Genomic DNA, 14,612 nt, shown 5'->3' with positions numbered 1-14,612 from the left:
CTGCATCACTGCGAGTTCGAGTTCCCGGCGACCACGACCGACACGGGAAGCCGCCGCACCCCGTGCATCAACAGGCCCGGCGTCCACTCCAAGTCGGCCGCGTCCACGGCCAGTTCCAGACTCTCGACGCGCTCCAGCATCGCGGTGATCGCGACGGTGGCCTCCATCCTGGCCAACGGCGCTCCGAGGCAGTGGTGGACACCGTGTCCGAAGGCGACATGGCCTGCCGGGCGTCCGAGGCGGAAGGAGTCCGGTTCCTCGAAACGGGCCGGGTCCCGGTCGGCCGCGGCGAGGGACACCAGCAGCATGTCGCCCCGGCGCACCGGGACTTCACCCACCCGCATGTCCTCGGTGGCGAAGCGCTCGGTCGCCGTGAGCACCGGCCCGTCGAGGCGGAGGAACTCCTCGACCGCCGTGGGCACGAGGGAGGGGTCGGTCTGCAACGCCTTGAGCAGGTCCGGCTGTTGGGCGAGTCCGAGGAGTACGGTCCCGATGAGGTTGGCGGTCGTCTCGTACCCGGCGATCAGGAGGAGGAAGGCCATGCCGACCAACTCCGGGTCGGTGAGCCGGTCCTCGACGGTGTCGTTGGCCAGCGCGCTCAGCAGGTCCTGGCCGGGGCCGGCCCGCTTGGCCGCGATCAGCTCCGCCAGATATCCGCTCATCCAGACGTACGCCTCCTCCCGGTCACTGCCCGCGACCGGGGACACGATCTGTTCCGATGCCCAGCGGAACCTGTCCCAGTCGTCCAGCGGCACGCCGAGCAGTTCGCAGATCACGGCGATGGGGACGCGGGCGGCGAATCCCTCGGCCAACTCCGGTGTCTCCAGGGCGAGTACGTCGTCCGCGAACCGGCCCGCGAGCTCCTGCGTGCGGGGCCGTAGCGCCTCGATCTGCTGCGGAGTGAAGGCGCGTGTCACCAGTTTGCGGAGGCGGGTGTGGTCGGGCGGGTCCACGGTCAGCATGTAGTCGATCCCGACCTCGTCCCGGACACCGCTCATCAGCCAGCCCGGCTCAAGACCCGCGCGTTCGCTCCGCTTGGACACGCGGGGATCGGTGAGCACTTGGCGTGCCGCGTCGTAGCCCGTGACGAGCAACTGCGGGGGTGCACCCTCCGGTTCGCAGCGGTGGGCGGCCCCGGAGTCCGTCAACTGCCGTAGCACCGAGTGCGGATCCGCCTGGAACGCGGTGCCTTCCAGTACCGCACGCAGCGGGCCGCCCTTGTCGTCCGGGGTGCTTGTGGTCATCGCGGTCTCCCACCCGAAGTTATTGCTTTCGTCGGCAAGCATTGCGTCGAGGGGAAAGTGTGTCAAGGCGTGCCGGGCCAGTCGGGGGAGTAGTAACTGCCGTGGAAATCAGGCCGGTTGTCGGTTGCAGTCACGGCCTCCGTCGGATGACGGAAGCCGCGACCACATGGCAGGAGGGAGCGTGATGCCGGTGTCATCCGTTGGACGCGCCCCCGATCCGTGAGGAGCCGACATGCCCGTCTACACCTGCACCGCGGCACAGGGAACCCTGACACGGGAGTCGAAGGCCTCACTGGCGGCCGAGATCACCCGGATCCACGCGGCGATCAACCATGTGCCACCGGCCTACGTCAACGTGATCTTCGCCGAGCCGCCGTCGGAGGACGTCTTCGCCGGCGGGGTGCCGGGGACGCCCCTGATCATCACGGGCTGGGCGCGACGGGGGCATCCGCAGGAGGGTACGACGCGACTGGCGCTGGAGTTGTCCGCGGCGGTCGTACGCATCACCGGAGTTGAGGAGAACCACGTCATGGTGGTGATCCAGGACGGCCCGGCCCGGTCCGCCGTGGAGGGCGGGCAGGTCCTGCCCGAACCGGGTGAGGAGAAGGAGTGGCTGGCGCGCCGGGGCGAAGCCTGAGCGGCACAGATCTGGGCCGCGAAGACCCTGGGCCCGGCGCCCAACCACCCTCCCCCTACGCGTCCTTGAACCGCGCGGTGACCGCGGCCACGCGCTTGCCCTGGTACACGGCGGCGGCTCGGGCCGTGTCGTCGACGGGGATCGCGCCCTGGCCGTTGACGTGGCTGGTGCCGTACGGGTTGCCGTCGGCGAACTTCACCGGGTCGGTGTACCCGGGGGTGACGATGATGCCGCCGAAGTGGTGGACGGAGTTGTAGAGGGCGAGCAGCGTGGATTCCTGGCCGCCGTGTGCCGTGGCGGTGGCCGTGAAGCCGCTGTAGATCTTGTCGGCCAGCTTGCCCTGCGCCCACAGCCCGCCGAGGGTGTCGATGAACTGCTTCAGCTGGCTGGCGATGTTGCCGAACCGGGTCGGGCTGCCGAAGATCACGGCGTCGGCCCACTCGATGTCGGCGCCGGTCGCCACCGGGATGTCCTTGGTGGCCGCGGCATGCGCCGACCACGCGTCGTTGGCGGCGATGGCCTCCTCGGGGGCGAGCTCGGACACGCGCAGGAGCCGTACCTCCGCACCCTCCTTGCGGGCGCCCTCCGCCACGGACTCCGCCAGCTCGTGCACGGTGCCGGTCGACGAGTAGTAGATGACTGCGATCTTGGTGGACATCGGAAGTTCCTCTCGTTCGCCGTCGCGCGAAACGGCCCGGCTGGTGCGCTGATGCTTGCTCTGGCAAGTATCTTCACTCACCTGAAAATGCTTTGTCAAGCAAGTAATGGCTGTGCTTGAGTGTTCCTACGGCCTCGGGAGGGAGGGAAGGGGAATGGCTCCCGTACCGGAACCGCTGACCAGCGCGGAGGAACGCCTGTGGCGCTCCCTGCAGAGACTGCTCGTGGCGCTGCCCCGGGCGCTCGACGAGGATCTGCTGCGCTCCACGGGCCTGTCGCTCAGCCAGTACATCGTGCTGATGCAGCTCTCCGAGGCAGTCGGTGACCGTATGCGCATGACCGATCTGGCCACCGCCACCGCCCTGTCCGCGAGCCGTGTCACGCGGCTCGTGGAGACGCTCCGGGGGCAGGGTCTGGTCGTCAAGCGGCCGCACGCGACGGACGCCCGGGGGAGCGTGGCCGTCCTCACGGAAGCCGGTCGGCAACGGCTGATAGGCGCCTGTCCGGCCCACCTCTCCAGTGCGCGCCGACGTGTCCTGGACCAACTCGACCCCGCCCTGATGCGGCGGCTGGCCGGGGAGCTGGAGGCGGTGGCCGAGGGCTGCGAGGCGACGTCCGTGTACGGAGAAGCAGTCACATGACCCAAGCCGGGACGGGGTGGCTCGGCGAATCATGGTGCCGTTCCGGATCGACCTTCTGCTGAGGAGGCACCCCCCATGCTCCAGGGCTACACCTACCCGCTGTCCCCGCGCGGAGAGGCGAACCTCGCCTCCGCGCCGCCGTGGCACTATGCCGGCGACATCGTCGGCGTGGAGTTCTGGACGGACCCGGCCGCCGCCGAGGCGACACTCCCCGAGGGGCTGACCCCGGACCCGGACTCCGACGGGCGCGCGGTGGCGCTGTTCGTCGACTGGCAGTTCTCCGCCGGGCACGACGAGTACCTCGACCCGGTGCGCAGCCAGTACCGCGAGTTCATGGTGCTGGTGGACGCCCACTGGCAGGACGAGCCCGTGTCGTGGTGCCCGTACATCTACGTCGACAACGACCTTGCCCTGGCCCGGGGTTGGGTGCAGGGCTTCCCGAAGAAGCTGGGCTCGGTCCACCAGACCCGTGTCTTCGCGGCGCCCGGCAGCGCGTCGCCCACCCTCGCCGCGGGCGGCCGGTTCGGCGCGTCCCTGTCGGCGGCCGGGCAGACCCTCGCGGAGGCCACTGTCACGCTCCAGCAGCCGGCGTCCGAACCGGCCGCGCTGTTCGCGCGGCCCACCGTCAACCTCCGGCACTTTCCGAGCCTGGTCGCCGGCGAGTACGACAGGCCCGCCGTGCACGAGCTGGTGATGGCCGAGTTCGACGACCGCCGACTCGCCGACGTGTGGACCGGTACCGGCGACATCACCTTGTTCGCGGCCCGCGGCGAGGAACTGGCGGACCTGGCTCCCGTGCGCACCGGCGTCGGTTTCCGCGCCTCGATGTCCTACAGCGTGACCGACGTACGCCGGCTGGGCGTGTAGCGGGACGCGCGGCGCCCGTGGGATGTCATGGCTTGGGGTTCCTTGCTTGAGGTTCTTTGCTTGAGCACGCTAATCTGCACGGATGACCGCCGCCGAGGATCCCCTGACCGCGCAGGAAGAGCGTTTCTGGCGTGCCCTGATGCGGGTCATCGTCGCACTGCCGCGTTCGCTGGACGACGATCTGCTGCGGGCGACGGGACTGACGCTCACCGAGTACGTCGTCCTGATGAGCCTGTCCGAGGCCGAGAACCAGGAACTCCGCATGGCTGATCTCGCGGCGGCCACCGCGCTGTCGGCGAGCCGCATCACCCGCGTCGTGGACGCGCTGCAGAGCCGCGGCCAGGTCGTGAAGCGGCGCTACGAGGGCGACGCGCGCGGGAATGTCGCGACCCTCACCCCGGAAGGGCTGAAGCGGCTTGAGGCGGCTTATCCGATACACCTCGCGAGTGCCCGCAAGCGCGTGATGGACCATCTCGACGGCCGGTCGCTGTCGGCCATGGTGCGGCAGTTCGAGACGGTGGTCGGCAAGTTCGACTGAGGCCCGGCGCAGGCGTCGCCGCACTGAACACGGAAGGTCCCGGACACACTCCTCGTGTCCGGGACCTTCCGTGCGATGCGACGCCGGGTGGCCTCAACTCCCGTACACACGCCGGGCGATGTGCTCCGCGATCATGATCGTCGTCGCGTTGGTCACCGTCGACGGGACCTCGGGCACGATCGAGGCGTCGACCACCCGCAACCCGGTCAGCCCGTGCACCGCCCCTGACTCGTCGACGACGGCCCACTCGTCCCCGGGCCCGCCCATCGGCGCGGTCGAGGTCGGGTGGCCGTAGGTCGAGATCCCGGCGGCGATCGCCGCCTCCAACTCCGCGCCGTCGCCCACCGCTTCACCCGGTACGAGCTCGAACGCCACCGTACCCGCGAACGGCGCAGTGCTCGCCAGCCGGCGCACGAGCCGCACGCCCTCCAGCATGCGGCTGCGGTCCCTGGCCGTCGCGAGATAGTTGTTGTCGATCACCGGAGCGTCGTGGGGATCGCGACTGGCCAGCCGCACCGAACCGCGCGACTCGGGGCGGGTCACGGCGGTGGCGAGGAGGATCGCCCCGCCGGTCGGGCTGAAGGAGCCGTCCGGGAGGTGGGTCGCGACAATGCCGAGGTCCAGCTCGCCGGCCGCTGCTTCGGGCGAGGCCAGCCACAGATGCGCCGCGAAGGCCGACGTCAGGGTCTGGTGCTCGGGCGCGAGGGCGAACAGTGAGTGGAAGAAGGGGTGATCCTGGAGCCGGCGGCCGACCGGGAGATCGGCGACCACGTCGATGCCGAGCGCCCGCAGATCCTCGGCCGGCCCGACACCGGAGCGCAGCAGGATGGCAGGGCTGCCGTAACTCCCCGCTGAGAGCACCACTTCACCCGCCCGGAAGACCGACCCCGACGCGCTCACGACACCCCGCGCCACACCGCCCTCGACGAGCACCCTGTCGACCGTGACATCACTCAGCACCGTCAGATTGGAGCGGCTGCGTACCTCCGGCGTCAGGTACACCAGCGCGGAGTTCTGGCGCACCCCGTCGACGATGTTCACCGGGTAGCCGCCGGTGCCGTCCTGCCGGGCGCCGTTGAAGTCGTCGTTCCGCCGGAACCCCAGACCCGCCGCGCTGTCCACGAACGCCCGCAGCGAGGAGGTGAGTTGGTCGTACGTCCACTGCCGGACGGGGAAGGGGCCGGTGCGGCCGTGGTAACTGTCGTCCCCGGCGGGCGTGTTCTCCATCTCCCGGAACGTCGGGAGGACTTCGTCGTACGACCAGCCCTTGATCCCGTACCGCTCGCCCCAGGCAGCGAAGTCCGCGGCACGCGCCCGGATCGCCACCCCCGCGTTCACCGCCGAACTGCCACCCATGGTCCGGCCGCGCGGCGCGGGAATGCTCGGGGCGAGGTCGGTGGCACGTGCGGTGTAACCCCAGTCGTGGTCCGGGTCGGCCAGGACGTGCGGGGTCAACAGCCCCTTGGGGAGGCGGTCTTGGGGGTAGTCCGGGCCTGCCTCGATCAGCAGCACCGCGCGCCGCGGCTCCGCACTGAGCCTCGCGGCGAGTACGGCACCGGCGGAACCTCCGCCGACGATCACGACATCCACGACGTCGTCGGCTCCGTGCTCGGGGTGTTCGCTCGTGGTGCTCATATCCGTCTCCTCATATCTATGTGCTTTCGCAAGCAACAAAAATGCGCCACATGCGGTGACTCTGCCGCGCGGTGGGTGCGATGTTCAGATGTCCGTGATCTCCGGCACGACCCGCTCGCCCAACAGCCGCAGCGCGGCAAGCTGATCGGCTCCCCGGACCGGTCCGATGACGTGGTCGAAGCCGAGGTGCTCCAGTCGGCGCAACTCCGTGAGCAGGGCGTGGACGTTCTCGCCGCGGGTGCCGGGGTCGAGCGGGAGCAGGACCGTCTTCTCGATCTCGGCGTAGTCGCGACCGACGTCGTCGCAGTGCCTGCGGAGGACGTCGAGTTTGTGCTGGAGGTCGGGTCCGTGGAAGAGGTTGCAGGCGTCCGCGTACTCCGCGACGAGCCGGAGCGTCTTCCGCTCGCCGGAGCCGCCGACGAGGATCGGCGGGCGTGGACGCCGCACGGAGGCAGGGGAGTTGAGGGTGCGCTCCAGTCGGTAGTACCGCCCTTCGAAGGGCTTCTCGTCCTCGCTCCACATCTGCAGGCAGATCCGCAGCGTCTCCTCCAGTCGCTCGAACCGCTCCGCGACCGGCGGGAAGGGCAGGCCGAGTCCGCGTGCCTCGGCGAGGTTGAAGCCGGCGCCGACGCCGATGCCCAGGGCGGCGCGGCCCTCGGAGAGGACGTCGAGGGTGGTGACCATCTTGGCGAGCAGGCCGGGTTCGCGGTAGCCGACCGAGGTCACCAGGGCGAGGAGTTCGGCGCGTTCGGTGGACGCGGCCAGGTAGCCCAGCGTGGTGTACGCCTCCAGCATCTCCTGCTCGGAGGCGCCCACGATGCCGATCTGGAAGAGGTGGTCCATGACGGCGACGCGGGTGAAGCCGAACTCGTCCGCCGCGCGGGCGAGTTGGCCCACGTGGCGGGCGATGCCTGCCGAGCCGCCGGGCCGGGTGAAATCCGCGATGGCGATGCCGAGGTTCATGCGGGCCTTCCGTCGTGCGAACTGCTGGATCGATCACCATCGAGTATGTCGGGCGCGATATATGCTTTGTCAAGCAAGGAAATGGACAGAAGGAAAGAGGCGGAAGGGGAGGGGCCGCCGGGCGGTCGATCCCCTCCCGCCCGGTACCGCGTGGCGCCGTTTCCACCGGGCCGGCCGGTCGGCGCCACGCGGCTGTCCGTCGCCGGAGTCTTCAGACGCGGACCGGTTCACGCTGGCCGGTCTTGTGCTGGCGGCGCCGCTCCTCGAACGAGGCGAAGACCCCCGAGACGCCGTAGACGAGGCTGAACAGGCCGAAGACGGTGGCGAGGGAGACCGCGCCGATGTCCGGGCGGACGAACAGGGAGAACGCGAAGACGAGCGACACCGCGCCGGTCAGGAGGTACAGGGTGCGCTCTCCCGCTGTCTCGTCGCGCTGGAAGGCGAGGGCTATTTCCATGGCGCCGGTGGTCAGTGCCCACGCGGCGATCCAGATCGTGAGCGCGAGCGCCGTGATCCCGGGCCACGCCAGCGCGACGATGCCGCCCGCCAGGGAGAGCCCGGCGAGCAGCAGCCAGCCGAAGACCGGCCCCACCCTGTCGCTCGCGAAGGCGCGGGCGCTGTCCGTCGCCGCGGTCAGGAACGCATACACGGCGAAGAGGATGACGAAGGCGTTGATGGTGATGCCGGGCCAGGCGACGGAGACCGCGCCGAGGGCGACGGCCAGCAGCCCGCGCCAGAGGAGCACATTGGGTGAAGTGAACATGGTCACCTTCCACATACGAGGGTGTCGCCTCGTTCTTCGCCCGAGGCCGGGGTTCGCCAGGAAGGTTAGAGTCGCGCCTCCCCGGCGCGATCTGTCATACGACTGCATCCGCTACTTCCTTACTCCTCTACGGTCGGCACAGAAACCCGTGCGGTCATCTGACCGATGTGCGCGGCGAGTTGGGGCGCGAGCATCGGTGCCTCCCGGCCTACGGCCTGTTGACAAGGAGCCGACGTGATCAGTGGGACCGACGGCCGTGACAGCCCGCCGACCTCGGTTCCGGTGATCGAGGATCCGCCGCGACGGACCGTCCGGCGGGCGGTCGATCTGTGGCGCCTGCTGGTGTCCCTGGCCGTACTCGTCGTGACGGTGCTCCTGGCCGTCGCCACGCGTGACTTCGTCCGCGCGGCCCAGCAGGGCCTCCTCACCACGGCGACCGCACTGCCCCCGACCCTGCGGGACACCCTCGTGGGAACGGTCCAGGCCGTCGCCCTCCTCGCACCGGTCGTCGCCCTGGTGGTGTGGTGCGTACGGCGACGGATCGAGCCCGTTCTACGGGTCCTGCCCGCGGCGGCGCTGGCTGCGCTGGGCGCGTGGGCGCTCACGCACCTGGCGTTGGCGCGGGGGAGACCGGACGCGTGGCCGGAGGTGCTGGACGGCCGGGACGGCCTGGTGCGGGCCGGCTGGCCGTCGGCCGTGTATCTGGCGGCCTGCGCGGCGGTGGTCGTCGCGGCGGGGCCGTGGCTGGGGGCGCGTCCGCGGCGGGCGCTGTGGTTCCTGGCCGTCGGCTGCGGCGCGCTGAGTGTCGCGGCCGCCGCGATCGTTCCGCTGGACGCCGTCGCCGCACTCGCGGTGGGTGGCGCGGCAGGGTCGGCCGTACTGCTGCTGGCCGGGGCTCCCGCCGACCGCCCGGCGATACAGGTGGTCGCCGACGCCCTCGCCGACTCCGGGATTTCGGTCACCACGCTGCGTGAACTGCCCCCAAAGGAGCAGCGCTTGGGGGAAGGGACCGTCTACAGCGCCGTGACCACCGGCGGTTCACGGCTGTCGGTGCGGGTGCTCGCCGCCGAGGACCACAACCGTGACCTCTTCCACCGGCTCGCCCGGCGCACACTGCTGCGCCATCCTGCCGACGCCACCGCCCAGTTGCCGCTCGGAGCCGCCGAGCACGAGCTGCTGATGCTCGTCTTCGCGGCCCGCACCGGCGCCCGGGTGGACGAACCGGTGATGGCGTACCCGGTGGCCGGGGGCGGCGCGCTGGTGGCGACCGTTGAGCAGGACTCCCGTGCGCTGTCTGCTCTGCCGGACGGTGAGTTGACCGATCAGCTCCTCGTCGGGGCGTGGACCTCCGTGGCCCGTCTCCAGGAACACCGGCTGGGGCACGGAGAGTTGCGCCCCGAGCACATCCGCGTCGAACCGGGCGGTGAGAGCCGGCTCTCCGCTTTCGCGCGCGGCCGGCTCAACGCGCCGCCCGACATGCTCGGCGCCGACCTCGCCGAGCTGCTGGCCACGACCGCCGTACGGGTCGGCCCCCGACGCGCCACCGCGTGCGCGCTGGCCGGGCTCGGGCCGGAACTGCTCGCGACCGCGCTGCCGTACCTCCAGCCGCTCGCGCTGATGGGACCGGCGCGGCACGCCGTCGCCCGCTACGACCAGGCCCGCGCACGGGCGGCCAGGGAGAAGGCCGGACGGCGCACGCTCCGCGCCGGCGGTCGGCCCAGTCTGCTGCGTGACCTCGCCGCCGAGGTCTCAACTGCCAGTGGTGCCAAGCCGGTTCCGCTCGCGCACCTGGCACGGTTCACGTGGAAGAGCGTCCTGGGACTGGCGGGCGCGTTCCTCGTACTCCACCTCGTGCTGCCGCAGCTGGCCAACGCACCGGCAGCTCTCGACGCGCTGCGGGACGCGAACTGGTGGTGGGTGCTCGCGGTGCTGCCCATCACCTTCCTCTCGCAGGCGTTCTCGACCTGTCTCCAACTGGGCACCATCCCGGACCGGTTGCCGTTCGGCCCGACCTACCAGGTGCAGTTCGCGAGTTCGTTCCTGAACCGGATCACCCCGAGCAATGTGGGCGGCATGGCGCTCAACCTGCGCTATCTGCAGAAGACGGGGATCGAGACCGGGGCGGCCACGGCCTCCGTCGGGCTGCAGAGCCTGGCCGGCGCGCTCTCCAACACCGTTGTCGCCGCCGTGTTCTTCGCCTCGGCGGGGCGTCGTCACGCGGGAGTCCACCTGGATCTGTCCGCCGGGCGGTATGCGCTGTGGGCCGTCGCCCTGGTGCTCGCCGCCGGGGGCCTGCTCGGCTTCACCCCGCCCGGCCGCCGCTTCCTGCACGACAAGGTGTGGCCGTTCCTGCGCGCGGCCGGATCGACCGTCGCCGGGCTCGCCACCGAACCGGGCAAGGTCGTCGTGGGTGTCGTCGGCGCGCTGGGTCTGCCCCTCATCCAGGTCGTCGGCCTGGCGATGAGCCTTCACGCGCTGGGCGGCGGTCTGCCCTTCATCCAGGTCGGCGCCGCGTACATGGCGGCCCGGCTGATCGCCAACGCGGCCCCCGTGCCGGGCGGGCTGGGAGCGCTGGAGGCCGGGCTCATCGCCGGTCTGACGACGCTCGGCGTGGCGGCGGGGGCGGCCACTTCGGCGGTGCTCGTGTACCGGCTGCTGACGTTCTGGCTGAACGTGCCGCTGGGTGCCCTGGCCCTGAGCTTCGTGCAGCGGCGGGGCTACGTGTGACGAGTCGGCGTACCAGGGAGTCGTACGCTGGACGGGCCGGGCGGCGCCGCCTTGCAGTTCAGGGCGCGGTCACATGACCGAAGCCCTGCCGTGGGGATTCTCCTACGATTCCGCTGGTGAAGACATGGAGTGTCCTGGAAGTCTGGGGAGACGCGTGTACGAAGCCGGGCTCCTCGGCCGCGACCGGCAGGTGAGAGTCCTGCACGACCTGCTGGGCAGGCTGCCCGCCGCCGGAGGTGCCTTGGCGCTCGAAGGCGGTCCGGGCGCCGGCAAGTCCGCGTTGCTGCGGGCCGTCGCGGAACGCGCCCGGTCGGCGGGATGGCGGCTGCTGGAGGTGGCCGGGGGCTCCGACGACACGCCCTTCAGCGGTCTGCACGCGTTGCTGCGGCCGGTGCTCGGCACGGCGGAGTCCCTGCCGGCGGGACAGGGCGGCATCCTGCGCTCGGCGTTCGACGGCGGTTCCGGACCGTCGCCGGAGACCCTGCGGGTGGCCCTGGCCGCGTTCAACCTGCTCACGGCGTCGGCGGCCGAGCGGCCCGTGGTGCTGGTCGCCGACGACGCGCAACGGCTCGACGGGCCCACCCGGGACGTCCTGGCGTTCTTGGCCCGCAGGGTCGACGACAACCCGATCGTCGTTCTCGCGGCCCTCCGCGCCGGACGCCTCCTGCCGGGTGTGCCCGTGCTGGACGTGCCGGTCCTGGACGAGTCCTCGGCGCGACGGCTGCTGGCCCGTCACGCGGCCGCACTGCCTCCCGTCGTCCGCGAGCGCATCCTCGGCGAGGCGCTCGGCAACCCGCTCGCCCTGGTCGAACTGCCCTTGGCGTGGCGTCCGTCGGGGCCGCCGGGATCGTGGACCCACCTGCCGGTGACCTCCGCGCTGGAGACGGCGTTCGCGGCCGGCCTCGGCGAACTGCCGGACCGGACGCGGGACGCCCTGCTGGTCGCGGCCGTCGACCAGGCCGGAGACCTCTCGGAGATCCTGGCGGCGACCTCCGTCCTCGCGGGGCGCGCGGTCGCGGTGGACGTGTTCGACGGCGCGATCGCGGCCTCGCTCCTGCGGCTCGACAGGACGACCGTGCGTTTCTGTCATCCCGTGGTGCGTTTCGTGGTGTTGGGCGCGGAGGCACACGCTCGGCGGCAGGCCGCCGACGCGGCTCTGGCGCAGGTGCTGACCGAGGATTCGGACAGGCGCACCTGGCATCGCGCCCGGTCCGTCAACGGCCCCGACGACGAGCTCGCGGACGAACTGGCCGACGTCCACGCCTCGTTGCTCCGGCGGCACGGAGTCGTCGCGGCCATCCGGGCCCTTGAGCGTTCGGCGCAGCTCACCACGGACTCGGCCACCCGGGGGCACCGGTTGCTGGCCGCGGCCGAGCACGCGTACGGCCTCGGGCGTATCCGCCTGACCCACTCGCTGATCGAGGGGGCCGAACATCAGCGACTCGGCGCCGCGGACCGGGCGAAGGCCTGGTGGTTGCGGGACCTCTCGGACGCCGAGCCGCAGCCCGGTCCGGCACGGGCACAAGTGCCGCCGGACATTGGCGAGTTGTCGGCGTGCGACCCCGACCTCGCCCTCGACCTGCTGCTGAGCGCGGCACTCCACGTTCACCGCACCGCGGCCGGTCCTGCCGCGCGGGCCGGAGTCGTCGAGGCCGCCGAGCGCATCACCCCCACGAAGGACCCCCGCCACCTCGCGGCCCTCGCGCTCACCGAACCCGTGCGCCACGGCCGGGAGCTGACCGACCGGCTGCCCTCGCACGAGGCAGACCGGGACCGCCCCGACGCCGACGGACTACGGCTGCTCGGCATGGCCGCGCACGAGATGGGCGATCCGGTCCGCGCGGTCGACCTGCTCGGCCGGGCGGCACCGATCCTCCGCGAACAGGGCCGACTCGGCCTGCTCGCGGAGACCCTCCTCACCGAAGCCGCCGACCTGCTGCTGCTCGGGGACTGGCCGCGTGCCACTCGACTCACCGAAGAGGCACGGCGGATCGCCGCCGGGACCCGACAGCCGGCCATGGTCGCCGCCCTCGCCGCCACGGACGCGATCGCCGCCGCACTGCGCGGACAGGCCCTACGCGCACAGGAGTTGGCCGACACGGTGGCCGCATGGCAGCGCGCCGACCTCGTCCCGACGCTACGGCTGGCGCGTGGCATCGCGCGGCTGGGGGAGGGGCGGTACGCCGAGGCCTACGACGAGTTGCGGCCGCTTCTCGACCGGCCGCCCGAGGACCTGCGACGGCAGGGCTTCGCCGCGCTGACGCCGTTCGTCGTGGCCGCGGACCGGGGCGGCAAGCGTCAGGAAGCCGCGTGTGTCCTCGCGGCCGTGGAGGAAGCCGCGCGGGTGACTCCGGCCCCACTGTTGCACGTCCAACTGCCCTACGCCCGTGCGGTGTTGGCATGCGACGCGGCGGCCGAGGAGCTGTACCTGGCCGCGCTGGACCAGGACCTCTCCCGCTGGCCGCTGGTCGAGGCAAGGACGGAGCACGCGTACGGACAGTGGCTGCGACGCCACCGCCAGGCCGCCAGGTCCCGCGCGCTGCTGCTCTCGGCGCGGACCGCCTTCGACCTCGTCGGCGCCTCCGACTGGGCGGGCCACAACGCGGCGCACGGAGCCGACAACCCGCTTCCGTCCATCGCCGAACTCCTGTCGCCCCAGGAGGTGTTGATCGTGCGGCTGGCCGCGGAGGGGCTCTCCAACAGGGAGATCGCGGAACGGCTGTACCTGTCCCACCGCACGGTCGCCGCGCATCTGTACCGGGCCTTCCCCAAGCTCGGCATCACCTCGCGCAGCGAGCTGGCCCCGCTGTTGAGGTCGCCCGGCGAGGACGGTCCGGCGGTCGGGTGACGCGGGCCCCGGAGCCGTTCCGGAGTCATTCCAGGGCTACTTGCGCCTCCGTCTGGGCGCACGGGGCGGCCGCAGAAGCGCGCTGCGTTCTCCTTCCGACATGCCGCCCCACACGCCGTAGGACTCGGGGCCGTTCATCGCGATGCGGGCGCAGACCTCGATCACGGGGCAACTCCCGCAGACGGCCCGGGCCTTCTTCTCCCGCGCCCGTTTCGCGGTGCCGCGTTCGCCGGGCGGGGAGAAGAAGACGGAACTGTCCATGCCCCGGCAGAGGGCGTGCTGCTGCCAGTCCCAGTAGGCGGCGAAAGGGCGGTGGCGAGGGATCATGACGCTTCCTCCCGGTGACGGGTCGATCCGGTGCGGATCATCGTCGTCGCCGGGGCTGGGTCATGGCTTCAGTCGATTGACCGATGGGCGGTCGGTATCGGCTCGGAGTCGTTCATCTTCGCCCGGTTCTGCGCCAGGAGTGTCTTGACGTCCTGCTCGACCTGCTCGGCGCTGATCCCGAGGACATGGCCCATGTGGGCCGACCACACCTCGGAGCGGATGTTGGTCTCGAAGTCCAGGTCGGCGCGGACCTTCTCGCGGATCGCCTGGCGGTTCTGGCTCACCATCACGAAGGTCGACAGGAAGATCGCCTCCAGGCTGACGATCATCGTGAGCAGTCCGAACGGGTAGGGGTCCCAGACCGCGGACGGGCCGAACAGGCCCTCGTTGAAGGTGATCCAGACCGCGAACCACAGGGCGTGCAGATACACGAACTGCATGGTTCCGGCGAAGGTGGTGATCGCGTCGGCGATCCGGTCCTGGGTTCCACGCATGCGCGCGAGCACGACCTGCTCGTTCGGCAGTCGTATGTCCAACCCATTGGTTCCAGGGGGCACGGGCACTCCTTGATCCGCTGCTCACGAGAGACGCCCGTCAGCGTAGGGACGGGCCGGGCGGGTTCCTTGGGTCAAACGACTGCGGGCGCGGCCGTACCGCAGGCCTGTACGCCGTCCATTGAGTCGATTGACCCAAGCGGGCCGGGGCGGCGCGACGGAAGAGTGACGGTCAGTTGAGGCGTGTACCTCGGTACCTCGCGTCATCGAG

The 14,612-nt window shown here is 71.2% G+C and carries 13 protein-coding genes; 6 read left to right on the top strand and 7 right to left on the bottom strand.

Annotation, left to right across the window (positions count from 1 at the left end; all coding sequences use genetic code 11):
- Positions 1–5: 5 nt before the first annotated feature.
- Positions 6–1,244, bottom strand: coding sequence for a cytochrome P450 (locus OG588_RS01005; protein ID WP_405945597.1), 1,239 nt, complete (start codon positions 1,242–1,244; stop codon positions 6–8).
- Between the two features lie 232 nt (positions 1,245–1,476).
- On the opposite strand from OG588_RS01005, the gene OG588_RS01000 reads away from it, so the two are divergent.
- The gene (locus OG588_RS01000) at positions 1,477–1,881 is read left to right on the top strand and encodes a tautomerase family protein (RefSeq protein WP_405945596.1); all 405 of its coding nucleotides are present in this window, start codon (positions 1,477–1,479) and stop codon (positions 1,879–1,881) included.
- Positions 1,882–1,936: 55 nt separating this feature from the next.
- Here the strand turns inward: OG588_RS01000 and wrbA are convergent, their stop codons facing one another.
- Positions 1,937–2,539, bottom strand: coding sequence for an NAD(P)H:quinone oxidoreductase (wrbA, locus tag OG588_RS00995; protein WP_405945595.1), 603 nt, complete (start codon positions 2,537–2,539; stop codon positions 1,937–1,939).
- A gap of 154 nt (positions 2,540–2,693) precedes the next feature.
- On the opposite strand from wrbA, the gene OG588_RS00990 reads away from it, so the two are divergent.
- The 3 genes from OG588_RS00990 (at position 2,694) to OG588_RS00980 (ending at position 4,584) form a co-directional block, all read left to right on the top strand.
- Entirely contained in the window at positions 2,694–3,179 is a 486-nt protein-coding gene (locus OG588_RS00990) for a MarR family winged helix-turn-helix transcriptional regulator (RefSeq protein WP_405945594.1), read from the top strand.
- 75 nt (positions 3,180–3,254) lie between these two features.
- Positions 3,255–4,046 (top strand): acetoacetate decarboxylase family protein, encoded by a 792-nt coding sequence (locus OG588_RS00985; protein WP_405945593.1) that lies wholly within the window; start codon positions 3,255–3,257, stop codon positions 4,044–4,046.
- Between the two features lie 82 nt (positions 4,047–4,128).
- Positions 4,129–4,584, top strand: coding sequence for a MarR family winged helix-turn-helix transcriptional regulator (locus tag OG588_RS00980; RefSeq protein ID WP_033279748.1), 456 nt, complete (start codon positions 4,129–4,131; stop codon positions 4,582–4,584).
- A 93-nt stretch (positions 4,585–4,677) separates the two neighbouring features.
- On the opposite strand, the gene OG588_RS00975 is transcribed toward OG588_RS00980, so the two are convergent.
- From OG588_RS00975 to OG588_RS00965, 3 genes are all read right to left on the bottom strand, one after another.
- Complete coding sequence (locus tag OG588_RS00975; protein WP_405945592.1) at positions 4,678–6,219, bottom strand: GMC family oxidoreductase; 1,542 nt, start codon at positions 6,217–6,219, stop codon at positions 4,678–4,680.
- A gap of 84 nt (positions 6,220–6,303) precedes the next feature.
- On the bottom strand, positions 6,304–7,182 hold the full coding sequence (locus OG588_RS00970; protein ID WP_405945591.1) for an LLM class F420-dependent oxidoreductase: 879 nt from the start codon (positions 7,180–7,182) through the stop codon (positions 6,304–6,306).
- A 211-nt stretch (positions 7,183–7,393) separates the two neighbouring features.
- Complete coding sequence (locus tag OG588_RS00965; RefSeq protein ID WP_405945590.1) at positions 7,394–7,945, bottom strand: HdeD family acid-resistance protein; 552 nt, start codon at positions 7,943–7,945, stop codon at positions 7,394–7,396.
- A gap of 234 nt (positions 7,946–8,179) precedes the next feature.
- On the opposite strand from OG588_RS00965, the gene OG588_RS00960 reads away from it, so the two are divergent.
- Together OG588_RS00960 and OG588_RS00955 are read left to right on the top strand one after the other, a co-directional pair.
- On the top strand, positions 8,180–10,672 hold the full coding sequence (locus OG588_RS00960; protein WP_405945589.1) for a YbhN family protein: 2,493 nt from the start codon (positions 8,180–8,182) through the stop codon (positions 10,670–10,672).
- A gap of 154 nt (positions 10,673–10,826) precedes the next feature.
- Positions 10,827–13,520, top strand: coding sequence for an AAA family ATPase (locus OG588_RS00955; RefSeq protein WP_405945588.1), 2,694 nt, complete (start codon positions 10,827–10,829; stop codon positions 13,518–13,520).
- Between the two features lie 36 nt (positions 13,521–13,556).
- On the opposite strand, the gene OG588_RS00950 is transcribed toward OG588_RS00955, so the two are convergent.
- Both OG588_RS00950 and OG588_RS00945 read right to left on the bottom strand, forming a co-directional pair.
- A complete protein-coding gene (locus tag OG588_RS00950) occupies positions 13,557–13,847 on the bottom strand; it encodes a WhiB family transcriptional regulator (protein ID WP_033279753.1) in 291 nt (96 codons plus the stop codon).
- 68 nt (positions 13,848–13,915) lie between these two features.
- Positions 13,916–14,383, bottom strand: a complete 468-nt coding sequence (locus OG588_RS00945) for a DUF1003 domain-containing protein (protein ID WP_405953033.1) — start codon at positions 14,381–14,383, stop codon at positions 13,916–13,918.
- Positions 14,384–14,612: the final 229 nt, after the last annotated feature.

Origin of the sequence: Streptomyces prunicolor (assembly GCF_045162825.1) — a bacterium.
Classification (GTDB): Bacteria; Actinomycetota; Actinomycetes; order Streptomycetales; family Streptomycetaceae; genus Streptomyces; species Streptomyces prunicolor.
Note: the sequence above shows the minus strand (reverse complement) of the source record. Positions and strands in the feature narration are given on the sequence as shown.

Bases quoted from the DNA above. Each gene is read 5' to 3' on its own strand.
- OG588_RS00990 (WP_405945594.1), top strand. From the start codon at position 2,694: ATGGCTCCCGTACCGGAACCGCTGACCAGCGCGGAGGAACGCCTGTGG.
- OG588_RS00950 (WP_033279753.1), bottom strand. From the start codon at position 13,847: ATGATCCCTCGCCACCGCCCTTTCGCCGCCTACTGGGACTGGCAGCAG.
- OG588_RS00980 (WP_033279748.1), top strand. From the start codon at position 4,129: ATGACCGCCGCCGAGGATCCCCTGACCGCGCAGGAAGAGCGTTTCTGG.
- OG588_RS01005 (WP_405945597.1), bottom strand. From the start codon at position 1,244: ATGACCACAAGCACCCCGGACGACAAGGGCGGCCCGCTGCGTGCGGTA.
- OG588_RS00970 (WP_405945591.1), bottom strand. From the start codon at position 7,182: ATGAACCTCGGCATCGCCATCGCGGATTTCACCCGGCCCGGCGGCTCG.
- OG588_RS00975 (WP_405945592.1), bottom strand. From the start codon at position 6,219: ATGAGCACCACGAGCGAACACCCCGAGCACGGAGCCGACGACGTCGTG.
- OG588_RS00985 (WP_405945593.1), top strand. From the start codon at position 3,255: ATGCTCCAGGGCTACACCTACCCGCTGTCCCCGCGCGGAGAGGCGAAC.
- wrbA (WP_405945595.1), bottom strand. From the start codon at position 2,539: ATGTCCACCAAGATCGCAGTCATCTACTACTCGTCGACCGGCACCGTG.
- OG588_RS01000 (WP_405945596.1), top strand. From the start codon at position 1,477: ATGCCCGTCTACACCTGCACCGCGGCACAGGGAACCCTGACACGGGAG.
- OG588_RS00965 (WP_405945590.1), bottom strand. From the start codon at position 7,945: ATGTTCACTTCACCCAATGTGCTCCTCTGGCGCGGGCTGCTGGCCGTC.